This window comes from Pandoraea apista (assembly GCF_001465595.2).
GTDB lineage: Bacteria > Pseudomonadota > Gammaproteobacteria > Burkholderiales > Burkholderiaceae > Pandoraea > Pandoraea apista.
This window is the reverse complement of sequence record NZ_CP013481.2, coordinates 3,856,167-3,876,672: the sequence shown is the minus strand read 5'-3', so window position 1 is coordinate 3,876,672 and position 20,506 is coordinate 3,856,167. Positions and strand designations below refer to the sequence as shown.

18 protein-coding genes are annotated in these 20,506 nt (G+C 62.8%); 13 read left to right on the top strand and 5 right to left on the bottom strand.

Annotated elements, in window-relative coordinates; all coding sequences use genetic code 11:
• Positions 1-58 precede the first annotated feature (58 nt).
• The 7 genes from AT395_RS17605 (at position 59) to AT395_RS17575 (ending at position 7,629) form a co-directional block, all read left to right on the top strand.
• On the top strand, positions 59-790 hold the full coding sequence (locus AT395_RS17605; RefSeq protein ID WP_048627512.1) for a FadR/GntR family transcriptional regulator: 732 nt from the start codon (positions 59-61) through the stop codon (positions 788-790).
• A 52-nt stretch (positions 791-842) separates the two neighbouring features.
• Entirely contained in the window at positions 843-2,255 is a 1,413-nt protein-coding gene (locus tag AT395_RS17600) for an FAD-binding oxidoreductase (RefSeq protein WP_048627511.1), read from the top strand.
• Positions 2,256-2,365: 110 nt separating this feature from the next.
• On the top strand, positions 2,366-3,256 hold the full coding sequence (locus AT395_RS17595) for an amidohydrolase family protein (RefSeq protein WP_048627510.1): 891 nt from the start codon (positions 2,366-2,368) through the stop codon (positions 3,254-3,256).
• 135 nt (positions 3,257-3,391) lie between these two features.
• Complete coding sequence (locus tag AT395_RS17590; RefSeq protein ID WP_042111975.1) at positions 3,392-4,621, top strand: MFS transporter; 1,230 nt, start codon at positions 3,392-3,394, stop codon at positions 4,619-4,621.
• Positions 4,622-4,696: 75 nt separating this feature from the next.
• Positions 4,697-5,446, top strand: coding sequence for an electron transfer flavoprotein subunit beta/FixA family protein (locus AT395_RS17585; protein WP_042115070.1), 750 nt, complete (start codon positions 4,697-4,699; stop codon positions 5,444-5,446).
• 13 nt (positions 5,447-5,459) lie between these two features.
• Positions 5,460-6,392 carry an electron transfer flavoprotein subunit alpha/FixB family protein gene (locus AT395_RS17580; RefSeq protein ID WP_042111970.1) on the top strand — a complete coding sequence of 311 codons (933 nt, stop codon included), beginning with the start codon at positions 5,460-5,462 and terminating at the stop codon, positions 6,390-6,392.
• A 124-nt stretch (positions 6,393-6,516) separates the two neighbouring features.
• Entirely contained in the window at positions 6,517-7,629 is a 1,113-nt protein-coding gene (locus AT395_RS17575; protein ID WP_048628996.1) for an NAD(P)/FAD-dependent oxidoreductase, read from the top strand.
• A gap of 169 nt (positions 7,630-7,798) precedes the next feature.
• Here AT395_RS17575 and AT395_RS17570 read toward each other — a convergent pair whose 3' ends face one another.
• Entirely contained in the window at positions 7,799-8,194 is a 396-nt protein-coding gene (locus AT395_RS17570; RefSeq protein WP_039366796.1) for a transposase, read from the bottom strand.
• Positions 8,195-8,923: 729 nt separating this feature from the next.
• Between AT395_RS17570 and AT395_RS17565 the strand changes: the two genes are divergently transcribed.
• The 3 genes from AT395_RS17565 to AT395_RS17555 all read left to right on the top strand — a co-directional run bounded on the left by AT395_RS17565 (position 8,924) and on the right by AT395_RS17555 (position 12,858).
• Complete coding sequence (locus tag AT395_RS17565; protein WP_042115073.1) at positions 8,924-9,724, top strand: IclR family transcriptional regulator; 801 nt, start codon at positions 8,924-8,926, stop codon at positions 9,722-9,724.
• Positions 9,725-10,303: 579 nt separating this feature from the next.
• Positions 10,304-11,386 carry a porin gene (locus tag AT395_RS17560; RefSeq protein ID WP_042115075.1) on the top strand — a complete coding sequence of 361 codons (1,083 nt, stop codon included), beginning with the start codon at positions 10,304-10,306 and terminating at the stop codon, positions 11,384-11,386.
• A 95-nt stretch (positions 11,387-11,481) separates the two neighbouring features.
• Positions 11,482-12,858, top strand: a complete 1,377-nt coding sequence (locus AT395_RS17555) for an MFS transporter (RefSeq protein WP_042115077.1) — start codon at positions 11,482-11,484, stop codon at positions 12,856-12,858.
• A gap of 23 nt (positions 12,859-12,881) precedes the next feature.
• Here AT395_RS17555 and AT395_RS17550 read toward each other — a convergent pair whose 3' ends face one another.
• The 3 genes from AT395_RS17550 to AT395_RS17540 form a co-directional block, all read right to left on the bottom strand.
• A complete protein-coding gene (locus tag AT395_RS17550) occupies positions 12,882-13,892 on the bottom strand; it encodes an AraC family transcriptional regulator (protein ID WP_048628997.1) in 1,011 nt (336 codons plus the stop codon).
• Between the two features lie 143 nt (positions 13,893-14,035).
• Positions 14,036-14,803 carry an SDR family NAD(P)-dependent oxidoreductase gene (locus tag AT395_RS17545; RefSeq protein ID WP_048628998.1) on the bottom strand — a complete coding sequence of 256 codons (768 nt, stop codon included), beginning with the start codon at positions 14,801-14,803 and terminating at the stop codon, positions 14,036-14,038.
• 32 nt (positions 14,804-14,835) lie between these two features.
• Positions 14,836-16,494: an acyl-CoA synthetase gene (locus AT395_RS17540; RefSeq protein ID WP_197090697.1), complete on the bottom strand. Its 1,659-nt coding sequence runs from the start codon at positions 16,492-16,494 to the stop codon at positions 14,836-14,838.
• A gap of 437 nt (positions 16,495-16,931) precedes the next feature.
• On the opposite strand from AT395_RS17540, the gene AT395_RS17535 reads away from it, so the two are divergent.
• The 3 genes from AT395_RS17535 to AT395_RS17525 all read left to right on the top strand — a co-directional run bounded on the left by AT395_RS17535 (position 16,932) and on the right by AT395_RS17525 (position 19,999).
• On the top strand, positions 16,932-18,065 hold the full coding sequence (locus AT395_RS17535; protein WP_048629000.1) for an acyl-CoA dehydrogenase family protein: 1,134 nt from the start codon (positions 16,932-16,934) through the stop codon (positions 18,063-18,065).
• 148 nt (positions 18,066-18,213) lie between these two features.
• Positions 18,214-19,377 (top strand): enoyl-CoA hydratase/isomerase family protein, encoded by a 1,164-nt coding sequence (locus AT395_RS17530; RefSeq protein ID WP_048629001.1) that lies wholly within the window; start codon positions 18,214-18,216, stop codon positions 19,375-19,377.
• A 64-nt stretch (positions 19,378-19,441) separates the two neighbouring features.
• Positions 19,442-19,999 carry a YggT family protein gene (locus tag AT395_RS17525; protein ID WP_042115093.1) on the top strand — a complete coding sequence of 186 codons (558 nt, stop codon included), beginning with the start codon at positions 19,442-19,444 and terminating at the stop codon, positions 19,997-19,999.
• Here the strand turns inward: AT395_RS17525 and AT395_RS25930 are convergent.
• Positions 19,973-20,401: a hypothetical protein gene (locus AT395_RS25930; protein ID WP_048629002.1), complete on the bottom strand. Its 429-nt coding sequence runs from the start codon at positions 20,399-20,401 to the stop codon at positions 19,973-19,975. The genes AT395_RS17525 and AT395_RS25930 overlap by 27 nt on opposite strands.
• Positions 20,402-20,506: the final 105 nt, after the last annotated feature.

Sequence of the window (20,506 nt, the reverse complement as noted above, 5' to 3'; positions counted from 1 at the left end):
AGCGTCAAAAGTTTTCAGATAACATGCAAACCAGAAAAGCATGAGACGACGCGAGAGGATGACGACCAAGCCCAAGACCCTGACCGAGCAGGTTGCGCAGCAGTTGCAGGACGCGATCCGGCAGGGCACCTACCCCGTTGGCACCAAGTTGCCGACCGGCAAGCAGCTTTCCGAAACGTATGGCGTGAGTCAGGCGGTGATCCGGGAGGTCACGGAGCGTTTGCGCTCGCAGGGGCTGATCGACAGCCGGCAGGGGGCGGGCGTAACGGTGAGGGCGCGCACGCCGTCGAGCGGTTTTCAGGTGCCTGTCGGGCAGGACGCCGCGGATCTCGCCAGCGTCTACGAACTGCGTCTCGATCTGGAGAGCACCGCTGCGGCGCTCGCTGCCGTTCGTCACACCGATGAGGACATTCGCGTTCTCTCCGACATACTCGGCAAGCTGGAAACAAATCTGTATCACGCGGAAAACGGCGTGGAGTTCGACACCGCATTCCATGCCGCGATCGCGCGCGCAACGCACAATCGCTATTACGCCGACCTTTTGCAGTATCTGAATCTGCAAATTCGCCAGGTGGTGCAAGCGGCGCGCACGAATACGCTCCGCCATGAAGGACTTGCTGCGCAGGTGCATCAGGAGCACGTGGCCGTGTTCAATGCGATCAAGGCGCGCGATCCATTGCTCGCCCGCGCGGCGTCGCTCTCGCATCTGCTGCGTGCTTCGGCGCGGCTTGGCCTCACGCTGCCCGGGCGCGACATCATCACTGGCGCCATCGCGCCGACCCGTGTCTGACCGCTTCGTCAGATGCCATCTCCCTGCACCGTAACCCCCGACGCGTGACCCTATGACCCTCTCCGCTTTTGCTCAACGACTCATCGATGCCGTCGGTGCCGACAGCGTATTGACTTCCGCCGACGACCTGGCGCCGTGGTTGTCCGACTGGCGCGGCATGTATCGCGGTAATGCGCAGGCCGTCGTGCGCCCGCGTACGACGCAGGACGTCGCCCGGATTCTCGCGTTGTGCCAGAGCACATCGACGCCGGTGGTTCCCCGCGGGGGCAACACCGGTCTGTGCGGCGGAGCGACGCCCGACACCGCTGCGCAGAACGTGGTGCTGAGCCTCGATCGCATGAATACCGTGCGCAGTCTGGACACCATTGCGAACACGCTGGTCGCCGAAGCCGGTTGCATCCTCGAAGACCTGCAACGCACGGCGCGCGACGCGAACCGTCTGCTCCCGCTCAGTCTTGCGGCGGAAGGCTCATGCCAGTTGGGCGGCAATCTGGCGACGAACGCTGGCGGTGTGAACGTGGTTCGCTACGGCATGACACGCGAACTGGTCCTTGGTGTGGAAGCCGTACTGCCGAACGGCGAAATCCTGCACGGCCTGCGCACGCTGCGTAAAGACAACACAGGTTATGACCTCAAGCAATTGCTGATCGGCTCCGAAGGTACGCTGGGTGTGATCACGGCGGCGGCACTGCGCCTGTATGCGCCGACGCCCGTGCGTCAGGTCGTGATCGCCGCGGTGACATCGCCGCGTCAGGCATTGGAATTGTATGAATTGCTGTTCGCGGAGTGCGGCCCGCGCATGCAGGCGTTTGAGTTCTTCACCGGCGAATGCGTCGATCTGGTGATGGCGCATGTGCCCGGCGTACGCGCACCGTTCGGCGAACGTCACCCCGGCTATGTGCTGGTTGAACTGGCCGATACGGCCGACGAAAAGGCACTGGCAGCCTTGCTCGAACGTGTGATCGAGACGGCCATTGAGCGCGATCTGTGCGCCGATGCCGTGGTGTCGTCCACGCTGGGTCAGGTCGAGGAAATGTGGAAGCTGCGCGAGGAAATCTCCGAGGCGCAACGCGCAGACGGCCTGCACCTCAAGCACGATATCTCGCTGCCCATCGAGGCCATTCCGGAATTCATGACGAGTGCAGAAGCGCGCGTGCGACGCGTTTGTCCGCAGGTGCGTCCGTTCATCTTCGGGCACTTTGGCGACGGCAATCTGCACTACAACCTGTCGCGCCCGGCGGGGGAAGCGGCGAACTTCATGGCAACGCATGGCGAAGCGATCACGGCCGAGGTGCTCGATGAAGTCGCGCGCTTCGGCGGCAGCATCAGCGCCGAGCACGGTATCGGACAACTCAAGCGGGAGTACTTCGCGAAGTACAAGTCGCCGCTGGAACTGCGCCTGATGCGCGAGATCAAGGCCGTGTTCGATCCGGCCGGCATCATGAATCCGGGCAAGTTGCTGTAAGCGCCTGCCTTCTGACGGGCACCGTCAGCGGTGCCCGATCTGTCTTTGTTTTACCCCTGGCGTGAGCCCGACGTTGCCACTGTCGCCCTCGCGCCTCCTGAGGAGTCGACATGATTGCAACCCCTGCCGCCGGAGCGCCGCTGTGTCTTGGCCCGCTGCCGGAGATCGATCCACCCACTTTCGACGTGCCGTTCGGCGCCGTCGACACGCATGCGCACGTGGTCGCCGCGAGCGACGCGTACCCGATGGTGCCCGAGCGCAGCTACACGCCACCACCCGCGCCGGAAGACAAATACCTCGCGATGCTCGACGCCACGGGTATGACCTATGGTGTGCTCGTGCAGATTAGTGTTTACGGCACCGACAACCGCTACATGCTCGAGACGTTGCGTCGCCACCGCGACCGTTTGCGCGGCATCGCGGTTGTGTCGCCGGACGTGACCGATGCCGAACTCGAAGCGATGCATGCGGCGGGCGTTCGCGGCTTGCGCATCAACGTGCTGTTCGGCGGCGGTATCGGCTTCACGGCGATGGAAACGCTGGCGCACCGGATCAAGGATCTCGGCTGGCATATGCAGTTCCTGATGGACGTGAACGCGTTGCCGGAACTTATGCCGCGCATGACGAAGCTGCCGGTGCCGGGCATCGTCGATCACATGGGACACACCCCGGTGGCGCAGGGCCTTGAAGCCCCCGGTTTCTCCGCTTTGCGCTCGCTCGTTCGCGATCACGGTTATTGGGTCAAGCTCTCGGGGGCTTATCGCATCAGCGAGCGCTTCCCGTCGTTCGACGACGTGACGCCCTTTGCGCAAGCTCTGATCGAAGACGCGCCGGATCGCATGGTCTGGGGCAGCGATTGGCCGCATGTGTCGCTCACGCGTATGCCGAACACGGGGGCGCTGCGCAATCTGCTGCCGCAATGGGCGCCGGATGCCGACACACGCCGCCGCATTCTGGTGGATAACCCGGCGCGACTGTACGGGTTCCCCGCAACCGTTTGACGATGCACGGGCACACGCGGTTGCACAGACTGCCGCGTTGCCACTCGATGCACTGACGTTCTCATTACTGAAGTTCATCCTAACCGGGCGCACCTCGCGCTCTTGCAGTTCACGGGTACAAGAGGAGGAGACAAGATGGATTGGTATCGCCAGATGAACCCAACCGAGCGGCGCACCTTTATCGCGGCGTTCGGTGGCTGGGCGCTCGATGCGCTCGATTTCATGGTGTTCACTTTCGTGATCTCGACGCTGATCACCGTATTCAGTATCGATAAGGGGCAGGCCGGCATGCTGGCCACCGTCACGCTGTTGTTCTCGGCCATTGGCGGCTGGGTGGCGGGCGTGCTTGCCGATCGGTTCGGCCGTGTCCGCATTCTGCAAGCCACGATTCTGTGGTTCTCGATCTGCACGATTCTGATCGGCTTTGCGCAGAACTTCGAACAGATCTTCGTGCTGCGCGCGTTGCAGGGGCTGGGCTTCGGTGGTGAATGGGCGGTCGGCTCGGTGCTCATGGGCGAGATTGTGCGCACCGAGTATCGCGGACGCGCCGTCGGCACCGTGCAAAGCGGCTGGGCGATCGGCTGGGCGGTGGCGGCGCTGTGCTACACGGCGTCGTTCTCCCTGTTGCCGGAGGAGTACGCCTGGCGCGCGCTGTTCTGGATTGGCGTGATTCCGGCGGTGTTCGTGCTTTACATCCGGAAGCATGTGCCGGAGCCTGAGCTGTTCGAGCGTACGCGCAAGCAAGAGGAGCGGGCGGCCAAGCGCACGTCGGCCTGGGCGATCTTCTCGCCTTCGCTTATCAAGACGACGGCGCTCTCGGCGCTGCTGTGCACCGGCGTGCAGGGTGGCTACTATGCCGTGACGACGTGGCTGCCGACGTTCCTGAAGACCGAGCGTCATCTCTCGGTCATCGGTACCGGCGGATATTTGCTTGTGATCATTCTGGGGTCGTTCATCGGCTACCTGACGGGGGCCTATCTGACCGACCGTCTGGGCCGGCGCGCGAATCTGCTGATCTTCGCCGTGCTGTCGGGGGCGAGCATCTATGCTTATACACAGTTTCAACTGAGTAATGACCAGATGCTGATCCTGGGCTTCCCGCTGGGTTTCGCGGCATCGGGCATTTTCAGCGGCATGGGCGCTTATCTCACCGAGCTGTTTCCGTCGGCGGTGCGTGCCAATGGGCAAGGCTTCGCGTATAACTTCGGGCGCGGCATCGGCGCGCTGTTTCCGAGTCTTGTCGGGTATCTGGCCAAGACCAGCGGCCTGGGAACCGCCATCGGCATGTTTGCCGGCGGTGCCTATCTTGTCGTACTGGTCACCGCATTCTTGTTGCCCGAGACGAAAGGGCGCGAGATCGAGTAAGTTCGTATCTTCCGGGGGGGCGAGCGCCGTCGAGTCGGCCCGCCTCCCGGGTTTTCTGAATCAAGGGAGTTGTGCATGAAGATCCTGGTACCGGTCAAACGGGTAGTGGATTACAACGTAAAGGTTCGCGTGAAGAGCGACGGCAGCGGCGTCGATATCGCGAACGTGAAGATGTCGATGAATCCGTTCGACGAAATCGCGGTGGAAGAGGCGGTGCGCCTGAAGGAAGCGGGCGTGGCGACGGAGGTGATCGCGGTGTCGGCGGGCGTGACGCAGTCGCAGGAGACGCTGCGCACGGCGCTGGCCATCGGCGCGGATCGGGCGATCCTGATCGAGTCGGACGAAGAACTGCAGCCGCTGGCGGTGGCCAAGCTGCTCAAGGCGATCGTGGACAAGGAGCAGCCGCAACTGGTGATCCTGGGCAAGCAGGCGATCGACGACGATTCCAATCAAACCGGTCAGATGCTCGCGGCGCTGGCGAAGCTGCCGCAGGCGACGTTCGCCTCGAAGGTGACGGTGGCGGACAACCGGGCTCAGGTCACGCGCGAAGTGGACGGAGGGCTGGAGACCGTGTCGCTGTCGCTGCCGGCGGTGATCACGACGGACCTGCGCCTGAACGAGCCGCGTTACGTGACGCTGCCCAACATCATGAAGGCGAAGAAGAAGCCGCTGGAGACCGTCAAGCCGGCGGATCTTGGGGTGGATGTGGCGCCGCGCCTGAAGACGCTGAAGGTGGCCGAGCCGCCCAAGCGCAGTGCGGGGGTGAAGGTGGCGGACGTGGCAGCGCTCGTCGAGAAACTGAAGACTGAAGCCAAGGTCATCTAAGGGAGACGACGAGATGAGCATTTTGGTAATCGCAGAACACGACAACCAATCGATCAAGGCGGCGACGCTCAACACGGTGACGGCAGCGCTGCAATGCGGCGAGGACGTGCATGTGCTGGTGGCGGGCAGCAACGCGAAGGCGGCGGCCGATGCGGCAGCGCAGATCGCAGGCGTGAAGACAGTGTTGCTGGCCGACGCGCCGTACTTCGCCGATGGCTTGGCGGAGAACATCGCCGATGAGGTGGTGTCGATCGCGGGCAACTATTCGCACATTCTGGCCCCGGCGACGGCGTACGGTAAGAACATCGCGCCGCGTGTGGCAGCGCTGCTGGACGTGGCGCAGATCTCGGACATCACGAAGGTGGACAGCGCGGACACGTTCGAGCGTCCGATCTACGCGGGCAACGCGATTGCGACGGTGCAAAGCGCGGACAAGGTGAAGGTGATCACGGTGCGCTCGACGGGTTTCGACCCGGCAGCGGCCACGGGAGGCAGCGCGGCGGTGGAAGCGGTGTCGGCGACGCCGGACGCGGGGTTGTCGCAGTTCGTGGGCCGTGAGGTGACGAAGCTGGACCGTCCGGAGCTCACGAGCGCGAAGATCATCGTCTCGGGCGGCCGGGGTCTGGGCAGCGGCGAGAACTACACGAAGGTGCTCGAGCCGTTGGCGGACAAGCTGGGTGCGGCGCTGGGCGCCTCGCGTGCGGCGGTCGACGCGGGGTATGTGCCGAACGACTATCAGGTGGGTCAGACGGGCAAGATCGTGGCGCCGCAGTTGTACATCGCAGTGGGCATCTCGGGTGCGATTCAGCACTTGGCGGGGATGAAGGATTCGAAGGTGATCGTGGCGATCAACAAGGATCCGGAGGCGCCGATTTTCTCGGTGGCGGATTACGGCCTGGTGGGCGATCTGTTCACGGTGGTGCCGGAGCTCACGGGCGCGCTGTAAGCGTGTCGTGAGGTGAGGTTGCGGGAGCGCAGGCAAGTGCCTCCCGCAGCCGATCCGCATGAGGAGGCTGGCCGGCAACGGTCGGGTGTCTTCATGCGAATCGGAAGGTAATCAAGGAACAGCAATGGACAAAGTCGATTGCGTCGTGATCGGCGCAGGCGTGGTGGGATTGGCCGTTGCACGGGCTCTGGCCATGGCCGGCCGCGAGGTGATCATTCTGGAATCCGAGCGCGCGATCGGCACCGGCACGAGTTCGCGTAACAGCGAAGTCATTCACGGTGGTATCTACTATCCGCCGGGCTCGCTCAAGGCCAAGCTGTGCGTCGAGGGCAAGCATCGGCTGTACGAGTTCTGCGCCTCGCATGGCGTTGAGCATCGCCGCTGCGGCAAGCTGATCGTTGCGACCACCGACCATCAGGTAGGCGAACTCGAAGCCATTGCCGCCAACGCGCGCGCCAGTGGTGTCGACGACTTGCAATGGCTGAGCGCCGGGGACGCCGCCCGTCTTGAACCGGCGCTGCACACTTTTGGTGCACTGCTGTCCCCGTCAACGGGCATTGTCGATAGCCACGGGCTTATGCTGGCTTTGCAGGGGGACGCGGAGAACGCCGGCGCAATGCTTGCGTTCGACGCGCGCGTCGTTGGCGCCCGGGTTGGTCAGGCGGGCCGTGCCGACGGGATCGAACTGGATGTGCAGACGCAGGGCGCGACATCGACACTGCTCGCGAATACCGTTGTCAACAGCGCCGGACTCTATGCCGTCGACATTGCGCGCACGTTCGTCGGATTGGCGCCCGAGCACATTCCTCAGCGCTACTACGCGAAGGGTAGTTACTTCACGTGTGCGCAGCGCGCGCCGTTCTCGCACCTGATTTATCCGGTGCCCGAGCCGGGCGGGCTCGGCGTACACCTGACGCTCGATCTCGCGGGGCAAGCGCGCTTCGGGCCAAACGTGCAATGGATCGACGAGATCGACTATACGGTCGATCCAGCGGATGGCGATGGTTTTTACGCAGCGGTGCGGCGCTATTGGCCGGCGCTGGCAGACGGCGCGTTGCAACCCGGCTATGCCGGCATTCGACCGAAGATCAGCGGACCGGGAGACGCGTCGGCAGACTTCCGTATCGACGGGCCGGCGGTGCATGGTGCTGCGGGACTCGTCAACCTGTTCGGTATCGAGTCGCCCGGCCTGACGGCCTCATTGGCCATTGCCGAAGCGGTGCGCGCAGCGCTTTGACGCGAGACGTGGCCCCGTGGTCACATCTCGCGTATTGGCTGCTATCTGGCTAACCCCGTAATGCCTGCCCGACGGTGCCGCGAGCGTTGCGCGGACATTCCTGTCGAAGGAAAACAATTGCAATCGCGTTGTTCCGGCATATCGGCCGATCAGGGCCGATCTAGGCCGTTCAACGCATGGCAACCGGCGGTTTCCACGACGCCGGGTTCGTCCAGAACACCCCGCGCAGGCGATCGGTGTCGCCGCACGGCGTGCTGCGCGCCGGCTTGCTGATTTGACCTGCACAGGCGCTGATATCGCGGCCCGATTGTTGCAGGCGTTTCAGGATCGTATCGAGCATGCCCGATTCGCGCCACTCGTTGAGTTTGCGGCGGCAAGTCGGTACGGAAGGGTATTGCATCGGCAGTTTGGACCAGCTTTCGCCAGTGAACAGCACCCACAAGACAGCATTGGTCAGCGTGCGCTGCTCGACTTGAGGGCGGCCGCGTCGTTCCGTACGGACCGGTCGGTCGCAAATCAGATCACGCAGGGCGTGCCATTCAACGTCGCTCAGTTCAGTAAACATAACACCTCGACCCAAAACAAACGGAGGCGCCGCAGGGGGCGAGTCCGGGCTTCACGATCTGGCAGGTACCGATGCAATCTGGTGCGTGCTTATCAATGAAACCTCGGCCAAGGCGGCGTCGTTCCCCGATGCTGGAAACACAAGCAACAAGCATGCCAGGGCATCGGGTTCTCTCGTGAAGAACACCGCGGGCGGGGTCGAACCACACAGCGAAGGGAGCGTTTAACCAGCAAAAAAACGCCCACTTGGCAGGTGGGCGCAGCTCCTGAGTGGCTATTGGGATAGGCAATCGCAAAAGCGTCAGGAGAAAAGGAATACGTGCCTTTTGGCCAGTCCGGATCGATTGTTGTTCTCGGCTCGGGCCACGGTGTCTCGCTCCACATGCGCCAGCTTGTCAAGCTTGCAGGCGCAATGATGACAAAAAGCGGGAGTCGACGCGCTTCGGAATTACCCCCATTGCGGTGCATGACCCATGCCGAAGGCGATTCGCCCAAGTTGGGTGCCGGCCTGCGCTCAACTTGGGCACCATGTCGCGAGAACGGGCGCAACCCGCGAAGCGGGCGGCGCAACCGAGTCTCGTTGCGTGAGAAAGTGGCCCGGTCGCGGTGTCGCGTTCCGTCATGGCGGGGTGGCAGGCCCGTAGCCTATAATGTGCGCCTTCCATGAATATCGTCTATCGGTTGCGCGGAACTGCCGCACCACCGGTCGGCGCCAGTGTGCGCAAACGGCATGAGCAACGACAGCGATAACAAATACTCCGTCCCGGGTCTTGAGCGCGGCCTGCGCATTCTCATGACCTTTTCCGCGCGCGAGCCCGTGCTGGCCGGGGCCGATCTTGCGCGGCGTCTGGATATCCCGCGCTCCACGGTGTTCCGTCTGTTGCAGACGCTCGAAGCCGAGGGCTTCATCGAGAAGGCCGGCGACGAGCGTCATTACCGGCTTGGGGTGGCGGTGCTGCGCCTCGGGTTTGAATATCTGAATTCGCTGGAGCTGACCGATCTCGGCACGCCGGTCATCGAGAAGTTGCGTGATGCGACGGGTTTCTCGAGCCATATTCTGATTCTCGATCAGCGCGATGCCGTGTTCGTCGCCAAGGCCGCGAGCCGAGAACTGGTGTTTGGTACGGTGCGCGTGGGCACACGTTTGCCGGCACATGCCACAGCGGTAGGGCACATTCTGCTGGGTGATTATTCGCTGCCGTCGCTCAAGCAGCTTTACCCGGAGCGCAAACTCGAAGCCTACACGGCACACACGCCGACGACGGTGGAAGCGCTTTACCGCGTGGTTCAGGAAGACATCGCTCGCGGCTACAGCATGAGCCAGGCATTCTTCGAGCAGAACATTTCGACGATTGCCGCACCCGTGCGCAATCATCGTGGACAGATCGCTGCCGTGATCAGCGTGACGATTCCGCAGGCGCGCGTCGAAGCGGATTTGCTCGAGAACGGGATCGTGGAGAAAGTCGTGTCTGCTGCCGACGAGCTTTCGCACAAGCTCAACTATCGTGAGGAGCGCGCGAACGTCGTATAGGCGCTCGTGCGGTATATCGCCTTAGCGAAGTCGTGCGCGCCGTGGCATTCCGCGATTCGACAATCGAATGTCACATGAGGCGCTCGCATACTGAACAACATTCCTTTAGTCATCACAAGCCTGACGCCTCGACAGCGGGACAAAGACAGATTCTCGATCTGCACCGACCCGACGCATACGCAATGAGTGACCACACGGCGCGATAAGTGCCGCTAAGTCCGCCCACGCACTTCCCCCCCCCCGCACTCGCGTGCGGGTCATCCCCCCCTCCGCGTTTCAACGCCCCATCGGCTCGCGCAGTCATGCGCCTGCCAGCCTGCCGCACTGAACCTTCCTCAAATTTTTCCCGCAGACGCGCGAAGCCTTTGTCATTAGCATTTGCGCAACATCAATAAACGCAGACTTATTTTCTGCTTGTCTCGCGGTATTCACTTCGCCATAATTGTCTCACCTATTAACCATTGTTTCATAGGTGAGACAATAACGATGCATCGGCGGGCGCGTCTCGGGTGACGTCAACCTTGCCGGCATGGGGCGCCAGTCAGCCTCAGGCATCAGGAAGCGCTACAGGAGTGGAAGGTGAAGAGACGCAGTATCGGCGCAGTCTGCCTTTTGGCATGCGTTGGCGCGGCCAATGCCGCAGGCAATTCGTTGCAAATTTACGGGACGATCGACGATGGCCTCACGTACGTGAGCAATCAGGGCGGTGGTCGTTTGTTCAAGATGGATGCCGGCATCGGGCAACCCGATCGCTTTGGCCTGAAAGGCCGTGAAGACCTCGGTGGCGGACTGTCCGCAGTGTTCCAGTTGGAGCAGGGCTTCAACACGAGCAGCGGGGCGCTCATTAACAGCGGCGTGGAGTGGAACCGTCAGGCATGGGTCGGTCTTGCCAGCGATCGATTCGGCACGGTATCGATCGGCCATCAGACAGACTTCATGCAAGACGTTTCGATTCGCTACTCGAACGGTTTCTGGCAACACAATCTGTATGCCTACCACCCGGGTAACCTCGACAATCTGGCCAACTCGTCGCAGGTCGACAATGCGGTCAAATGGAACAGCGCGAGCTTTCACGGTCTGACCGGCGGCCTGATGTACGGCTTCGCGGGCGGCAATGCACTCGGCCGCACGGCTGGCGGCTATGTGAAGTACGACAACGGCCCGCTTTCTGTCGCCGCGACCTACGTGAGCATCAACAAGCGGACCTTCGATTTCTCGTCGCGTCTGGGCATCACGTCGATCTTCGGCCAGTCGGGGCTGTCGGCCTCGAACGTATTCAAGTCCGACGCCGTGAACAACACAGGCATTGGTGCCTCGTATCGCATCTCGTCGCGTTGGAACGTTCATGCGCTCTACACGCGCAGCGAAGTGCGCGCGCCGGGCGGCTCGGGCAACATGTTCAACTACGATGTCGGCACCGAGTACCGGGTAACGGACGCCAACGCGCTCACGCTGGGCTACTCGTACTCGTCGTTCAATCACACGCATTACAACCAGGTCGAAGCGGGCGACCTCTATTCGTTGTCGAAGCGCACGCAATTGCAGGCACAGGTGACGTATATCGGCGCAAATGGCAATAACAATGCCGCGTCGTATCCGATCGGCGCGTCGAGCAACCACGATCAGATGCTGCTGCGCGTGGGCATGTATCACAGCTTCTAAGTCGCGACGCCACCGGTTCGGGCGTCGGACGCACCGGTGGCGGCAAGCATTTCGGCGGCGTGCTGAAGGCATCGCCGCTCATTACGAGACTCATCATGTCAGTTTCTCTGCGCCAGTCGTCCTCGCCGCGCCCATCGCGGGTGCGCTATTGGATGCTCTTTCTGGTATTCGTCGGTACGGTCATCAACTACGTCGACCGCGCCAATCTCTCTGTGGCCGCGCCGATGCTCAAGCAGGAGTTCGGCCTCGGTCCCGTGGAACTGGGCTTTATCTTCTCGGCCTACGCGTGGACTTACGTGATCGCGAATATCCCCGGTGGCTGGGTCATCGACCGCTTCGGCACGCGGGCTATCTACGGGATCGCCATTCTCAGTTGGTCGGTGCTGACATTCATGCAAGGCTTCGCGACGCGATTCGTCACGTTGTTCGGCATGCGTCTCGGCGTGGGCATTGCCGAAGCCCCCACGTTCCCGGTCAACAACCGTGTGGTGTCGATCTGGTTCGCGCAACGCGAGCGGGGTGTAGCCACCAGCATTTATCTGGTGGGGCAGTACATCGGCATGGCGGCCCTCACGCCGCTGCTGTTCTGGATTGCCCACACATGGGGGTGGCGTGAAATTTTCTACGCGACGGGCCTGTTGGGCATCGTCTGGGCCGGTGTCTGGTACGTTGGCTATCGCGATCCGGATAAATGCTCGTGGGCGAATGCGGCCGAGCTGGCGCACATTCGCAGCGGCGGGGCACTTGTCGAGGCCAAGCCTGCGGACCGGGCCACCCCGCAGAAATTCCCGTGGCGCAAGCTGCTGGTACTGTTCCGCAATCGTCAGATCATTGCGATTTGCGTGGGCAAATTTGCGTCGCTATCGTCGCTGTACTTTTTCCTGACGTGGTTCCCGACCTATCTGATCACTGAGCGCCACATGACGGTGCTCAAAGCGGGAGGCATGACCTCGGTGCCGTTCGTGGCCGCGTCCATTGGCGTGGTGTGCGGCGGATTGCTCTCCGATTGGCTGCTGCGTCGCGGCGTGGCGGTGGGAACGGCGCGCAAGACACCTATCGTGACCGGCCTGTTGCTGGTGCCGACGATGTCGCTTACCGTGCTCACCGACGCAAACTGGCTGGTGATCGCCATTATGTCCTTCGCGTTCTTCGCGCAGGGCGTGGCGTCGGCGTCGTGGTCGCTCGTGGCGGACATTGCGCCGAAGGGCATGGTTGGGATCACGGGCGGTGCAGTGAACTTCGCGGGCAATCTGTCGGGCATCGTGACGCCGATTGCCATCGGCTTTATCGTCAAGGCGACCGGCTCGTTCGGCTGGGCGCTGGGGCTCATCAGTCTCTTCGCGATTGCCGGCGTGCTGTGCTATTTGCTGTTGCTCGGCGAGGTGAAGCGCATTGAGCTTGACGACGACAGTGACGGTGGCGAGAGCGAGCCGGTAGGCGCTCAGTCTCGCGCGAAGGCTCACTCTGCCTGAGTTGCAGGATTGCAGGATATGCGTCAGGCCTCTGCGGCCTGACGCCGATAATCGCCGGGACGGGCCCCCGTCCATTTCCGGAACGCGCGAAAGAACGCGCTCGGATCGGCGAAGCCTAGCGAAAGGGCAATCTCGAGCATCGGCTTCGACGTATGACACAGCGCGTGAATCGCGAGATCGCGCCGCAATTGGTCCTTGATCGACTGATACGATTGCCCCTCGTCCTCCAGCCGTCGGCGCAGTGTTGACGGTGTCGTGTGAAATTCTCCCGCGAGCGCTTCGAAGGCCGGCCAGCTATCGGTCGGCATCGTCTTCAGACGCCGCCGTACCCGCGCGACCATGCCCTTCGTGTTCTTGTATTTCAGGATGATGTTGGCCGGCGCGGCGCGCAGGAATTCCTTGACGGACACTTCATCCTGCACCACCGGCAGATCCAGGCATGCCGCATCGAATTCGATGGCGGTATGAGGGGCGTGGAAGACCAGACGCGGGGAGTACATTGTCCGGTACTCGTCACTGTAAGCCGTTTCGGGAAACGCGAAGTAGGCCGTGCTCAGCGGCACGCGACGCGCGATCAGCCAGCAAGTCAGCGCGTAGAACAAGATCAACAGCGTTTCGTGCCCGAAGATGCGCGGCGCTTGCGCGTCGTCGCGCTCGTGCACTTCGAGCCGTGCAAGGGTGCCGTCTCGAACCAAATGCACTTCGAGATCGTCCAGTAGCAACCCCATGAAGCGTGCCGCGCGTTGCAGCGCTTGCTCCAGCGTGCGGCAGGCAATCACGCTGTGACACAGCATCGCGAAGCTGCCGACCTTCATGCGCCGGGAGTCCTGCCCGAAAAACTCGTCGTCTAGCGCGAGGCTGATCAGCCGCCACAAGTGAGCATAGCGATCTGCCGAAACGCGGGCCTGCGGGTGCGCGAGCAAGGACGGCGCAATGTCGGCGGCACGTAGCAATGCCACCGGATCGCCGCCGAGCCGTTCGACATGCGCCAATGCGTTAATAACGAAATAGATCGAGATGCTGCCTTTTTCCATGCGTCGCGAAACGGTACGTCGTAGCAAGGGGACGCAAGGATTCTAGCAGTGCGGCCCCTGTCGGCGCTTCCGGCGCCGTCCGAAAATGGGTTCGGCGCTTTCCGATTTCGCATGTGTCGCCGGATCTCGATCCGGACGGCGACTTACTTCGGTGCCATGCGCAATGCACCGTCGAGACGAATGACTTCACCGTTGATCATGGTGTTCTCAACGATGTGGCGCACGAGAGCAGCGTACTCCGAGGGACGTCCGAGGCGTGGCGGGAAAGGTACCGAGGCGCCAAGCGCGGCTTGCACCTCTGGCGTCATGCCGGCCATCATCGGGGTCTCGAAGATGCCCGGCGCGATCGTGACAACGCGCACGCCGACGCGCGCCAGTTCGCGGGCCGCGGGCAGTGTCAGCGCGGCAACGCCGCCTTTCGATGCGGCATAGGCCGCCTGACCGATTTGTCCGTCGAATGCCGCGACGGATGCCGTGTTCACCACCACGCCACGTTCGCCTTCTGCGTCGGCAGCGCCTTCGGCCATGGCGGAGGCCGCGATGCGAAGCACATTGAACGTGCCGATCAGATTCACGTTGACGATGCGCGCAAAACTCTCGAGCCGGTGCGGCCCGTGCTTGCCCAGAATGCGCTCGCCGATGACCAGTCCGGCACAGTTCACGACGCCGTTAAGCCCCCCGAACTCGCGCTTCGCTGTGTCGACCAGACGCTGCACGTCGGCTTCCTGGGTGATGTCGGTCGCGACAAAGCGTGCGGCGTCGCCCAGCGCGTCGGCTTGCGCGGCGCCCGCCTGCGCATTGATGTCGCCGAGCACGACCTTCGCGCCGGCATCGACGAACATGCGCGCCGTGGCGGCGCCCAGACCCGACGACGCGCCGGTCACGAGAAAAACACGATCCTTGATTTGCATGAGCTGCGATTCCTGAAAGAAAGCGGTGGCGCTCAGGTTGCGTTGGCCGCCGCTTGCGCGGCCTTGGCGACTTCCTGATTGCGCAAGATGAAGCGCTGGAGCTTGCCGCTCGGGGTTTTGGGCAGTTCGGTGACGAATTCGATTTCACGCGGGTAAGCGTGCGTAGACAGGCGATGCCGTACGTGGGCCTGCAACTCGCTTGCGAGCGCCTCTGTCGGTGCGAACTGCGGATGCAGCACGACGAAAGCCTTGACCAGTTCGGTGCGTTCCGGGTCCGGTTTGCCGACCACCGCCGTCTCGATCACTGCCGGATGTTCGATCAATGCGCTCTCGACATCGAACGGCCCGATGCGATACCCCGCCGAGGTAATCACGTCGTCGTTGCGTCCGACAAAGCTGATGCTGCCATCCTCGTTACGTTCGACCGTATCGCCGGAGAGGTAATAGTCGCCGACGAACGCCGGCGTCTCCCGCTCCCAATAGCCCCCGAACCACATCAGTGGCGATTGTTTGCGATCGAGCGCGAGAACCCCAGGTTGTCCGACCGGGCATTCGCGCCCGTCGTCATCGAGCACGACCACGCGATGGCCCGGCGAGGCGAAGCCGGCGGCTCCCGCTTGCACGGGATGGGCCAGCGCGTGGTGGTTACACACGACCATGCCGAGTTCGGTCTGCCCGTAGTGATCGTGAATGGTCACGCCGAGATGCTCGGCGAACCAGCGAATGACTTCGGGATTCAGCGGTTCCCCCGCGCTGGACACTGCGCGGAGCTTGCCCTTGATCGGCGCTGCAGCTTTGTCGCCGCCCGCGATCAACAGGCGGAACGCCGTGGGCGAACCGGCCAGATTCGTGATGCCGAGCTTGTCGATGATCCGGTAGGTGCTTTCGACATTGAACGGGCCGTCGTAAAACGTGGTGGGAATGCCCATGGCGAGAGGGCCGGTCACCGCGTAGTACAGGCCGTAAGCCCAGCCCGGATCGGCAATGTTCCAGAAGGTATCGGTGGGGCGAAGATCGACCGCGTCTCGCATGTAACCCACAAACGCCAGGACCGCGCGCAACGGCACCATCACAGGCTTCGCCGATCCGGTTGTGCCGGAGGTAAACATCATCAGGAACGGATCGTCGCCGCGCCGCATGACAGGTTCGAAGTCGGGAGTGTGTTGCTCGACTTCGTGCCAGAAACTGAAGTCACCTCGACGCACGCCCTGGCCGCGCGGGCCGCTGACCGTGACGACCGGCGGGCAGTTGGCCACTTCGTCGAGCTTGGCCCGATTGACGCCGTCGGTGATCACGAGCTTGCTCTGCGCACTGTGCAAGCGGTGTTCGATGGCTTTCGGCCCGAACGCCGTGAACAACGGCTGATATACCGCGCCCGCACGCCATGTGCCGAGGATCGTCACGAGTAGTTCGGGGGTTCGGGGCAGCAGTCCACTTACGCGGTCGCCCGGCTGCACGCCCTGTTCGCGCAGGAAGTTGGCGAAGCGCGCGGAGAGCGTTTGCAATTCCCGGAATGTCCATGTCCGGCTCGTGCCGTCTTTGCCTTCCCAGAACAGCGCGATGCGCCCGGGAAGCGCATGGCGGTCGCAGCACTCGACGCACGCGTTCATGGCGTCGAGATTGCCGGCGAGCGTGGTGCGCACAGCGGTGTCGAGGTCGAACGCCCGATAGGCGTCGGCGTAATCGGCAATCATGGATCGTCTCCTGTAGTCGGCTGCTGGCCAGCGGCACGCCTATCATGGAAAAATGCAGGCGCGCACGGCTGGTCACCCCCGGCGCCGTCTTGACAGGCGCGGCGCTCACGGGGCAATGGCGAAATTCATCGTAATGCCTGGCGTTGGCGGCAGGCAATGTCCAATCGGCTCAGACTTTGTGAGGGATTTATCCACTCTTGCAGTGGGGAATTCGAGACTGGCCGGGGCTTGCCCGGCAACCCGCCTTGGGGCGGGCTGCCAAGTTAAGGGTTTGTCCGGGGCGGGATTCAGACGTTTCCGATGGCAATTCCGCTCATGCAATTTGCCGTTTTTGGCTATGGTGCCAAAGCGACGCGATCCCTACACTGGGCCCATCGACATGGCAAAAGCGCCGGCGATCCATTTGGGCAACGCCAGAGCGCAGGAGACTGAACATGGATTTCTATACAGAAGACCAACGCATGATTCGTGACATGGCGCGCACGTTTGCGAGCGAGCAGTTGGCGCCGAACGCCGCGCAGTGGGATCGCGACTGTGCTTTGCCAGACGCGATGGTCGCGCAAATGGGCGAGTTAGGTTTGCTCGGCATGATGGTGCCCGAGCAATACGGCGGGTCGTACACCGACTACACGGCGTATGCGTTGGCGATGGAAGAGATTGCGGTGGGATGCGCGTCTACCGCCACCATGATGTCCGTTCACAACTCGGTGGGATGCGCGCCGGTTCTGAAGTTCGGCACGGACGCCCAGCGCGAGCGCTGGCTGCCTGATCTGGCCGCCGGGCGCAAGATCGGCGCGTTCTGCCTGACCGAACCGCAAGCCGGGTCGGAAGCCAATAACCTGCGAACCCGCGCAGAGCGCCGCGGTGACAAATGGGTGCTCAATGGCAGCAAGCAGTTCGTGACGAACGGCAAGCGGGCGGCCATGGCCATCGTGTTCGCGGTGACCGACCCGGGCGCCGGCAAGCGAGGGATTTCGGCGTTCATCGTGCCGACAAATACGCCGGGCTTCGAAGTGGGCCATCCCGAACACAAGCTCGGCATCCGGGCGTCCGATACTTGTCCGATCACGCTTGTCGATTGCGAGGTCGGCGACGAGGCGTTGCTTGGCGAGTTAGGGCAGGGGTTGAAGATTGCGCTGTCGAATCTCGAAGGCGGGCGCATCGGTATCGCTGCACTGGCGCTTGGCGTGGCGCGCGCAGCGTTTGAAGCAGCGCTGCGTTATGCCGGCGAGCGTCAGCAGTTCGGCAAGCCGATCCGCGAGCATCAGAGCATTGCGAACATGCTCGCCGATATGACAACGCGTATCAACGCGGCACGATTTCTGATTCTTCACGCGGCAGCCCTCCGCACGCAGGGATTGCCGTGCCTGTCCGAGGCGTCGCAAGCGAAGCTCTTCGCGTCCGAGCTTGCCGAGTGGGTGTGCTCGCATGCCATCCAGATTCATGGCGGTTACGGTTATCTCGAAGACTATCCGGTGGAGCGCCATTATCGTGATGCCCGTATCACGCAGATTTACGAGGGCACCAGCGAGATTCAACGTCAGGTCATCGCCCGTGCGCTGGACTGATCTGGTCGCGGCAACCGAGAGAACGCTATATCGCTATAGCCGCAGGCATGCACGAGTGCCTGCGACGTGACGCCGGGCTTCGCGCGCCGCGCGGCTGCGCATGCCGTCAGGCTTCACGAAACGCTGGGCACCGCAAGGAGGAGAGGGAGTGAATCTGCGTGAGAACGCCGTTGAGGCGCAAGACGAAGTGTTGTTCGACGTGATCAATGGGTTCGGCGTGATCACTCTCAACCGGCCGCGTGCATTGAACGCGATCACCCACGGCATGGTGTGTGCGATGTGGGCGCAACTCAACGCATGGGCCGACGACCCTGCGGTGAGGGCTGTACTAATCGAAGGGGCCGGCGAGAAGGCTTTCTGCGCGGGAGGCGACGTCCGGGCGCTTTACGACAGTCGTGTGAATCATGCGAACGAGCATCAGGCGTTCTTCGTCGACGAATACCGGCTGGACTACCTGATCCACCGATATCCGAAGCCGTATATCGCGCTGCTCGACGGCATTGTGATGGGCGGTGGCATGGGCGTTGCACAAGGGGCAGCGCTGCGTATCGTGACCGACCGCACACGACTGGCAATGCCGGAGACAGGCATCGGTTTGTTCCCAGATGTCGGGGCCAGTTGGTTCCTGGGGCATCTGGCGCCGACTCTGGCACGCTATCTGGGCCTGTCGGGAGTGACGCTCACCGCTGCCGACACGCTGTACTGCGGCCTCGCTGACGTTTGGCTCGAAGGCGATGCACCGCAACGGCTAAAGACGATGCTCAAACAATTCGATTGGCACACCGGGGCGACGGGAGCGCCGATCAAGCCGCTTGCGGGGCAATACGCGTCCGATTCGGCCGCTCTTCTTGAGCGGCTTCGCGCGGCCATTCTGCCGTTGGGGCGCACATGGACGGACGCTGCGCCACTCGCTCGGGTGAGAGCGACGTTGGACCGGCATTTCAGCGCCGTCGACGTGCACGGTATCGTGGCGTCGCTGGCCGACGATCAGCACACGCCATGGGCCGCCGAGACGCTGGCATTGTTGCAGCAGCGCTCGCCCTTGAGCCTGTGTGTGACCGACCGGCAATTGGAGATCGGGCGTCGCCTCGATCTGGCGGATGCCTTCCGGATGGAGTTGGTGCTGGGCCACCATGCCTTTGCGACGGGCGACTTCGTCGAGGGCGTTCGGGCGCTGCTGATCGACAAGGACAAGCAACCGCGCTGGCGCTACGCCACGCTGGCGGACGTGCCAGCCGCGCAGGTCGAAGCGTTCTTCGTCTCGCCGTGGCCGGGCGACGGTCATCCCCTCAAAGCGTTAGGGGAGCATTGAACTCGGGCAAACGCATGCGACAATGCCGGTTTTGCGGGGGACCGCACAATCCGTTGGAGTCCAGATGCTCGTCGAAATCGCCCGTCTGCTGCTAGACCTTGTTTTCTCGCTATTCGGCGCTTTGCTGCTATTGCGAGTGTGGATGCAGGCCACGCGGTTGCCCCCGCGCAATCCGCTCACACAAGGGGTGTTCCAGTTCACCAACTGGATCGTGTTGCCGTTGCGGCGTGTGGTGCCGGGTATCGGCGGGATCGACTGGGCGTGCGTGATCGCCGCCTGGCTGAGCGCTATCGTTTATCTGGTGCTGATTACGGCCGTGGTGGGGGTGTCTCCGGCTTCCGTGTTCCCGCGAGGCTTGCTCGTGGCGCTGGTGCTGGTCGCAAAGTGGGGCGCGAACCTCGTCATGTGGCTCACGCTGTTGATGGCCGTGCTGTCGTGGGTGAATCCGCGCGCCGCCGCGATGCCGATTCTCCAGCACTTGCTCGACCCGCTGCTGCGCCCGATCCGGCGCGTCATTCCGATGATGGGCGGCTTCGATCTCTCGCCGCTGGGGCTGTTCCTGCTGATGCAGATTCTGCTGATCGTGCTCGCCCGCTTAAGCCTGTTCTTCGCGACCCTCTGATCGTGTCGCTTGTGCCGATACGTCGGTAATATCCGCAACATCGGCGGGCAGCGTCGCTGCCTGCTGCAACTCACGGACGGTCTCGCCGACGGAAACATTGGTTGGCGCGGGCCGTCCGCGAACACTCACCTCCGCCTGCCGATCCGCGCGTTGCGCGCTCGCCTGCGTCAGACGCAGCGCTTCCGTGCGCTCGCCCACCGTACGCTCCAGACCCAGACGACGCAGTACCCGGTGACCATCCTCGGTCACGATCACCTTGGCTTGCCCTTCGTCGACATCTACATGCACCAGACGCGCTTGTTCCAGTGCCGCAAGGTCTGGCGGCTCAAGTGCATCGGCATCGATAGGTCCAAGGGATGCGGCCGCCAGCAACAGCGTGGCGATTTCATGCGGGCTCAGCATGGTCATGCTCCTTGAGGCGAATTCATATCGTCAGCGTACCGGGCAGATGTAAGCCCGCGACTACGCCATGTTTACTGCACGTTACGACTCGCCTCCGACCAAGCC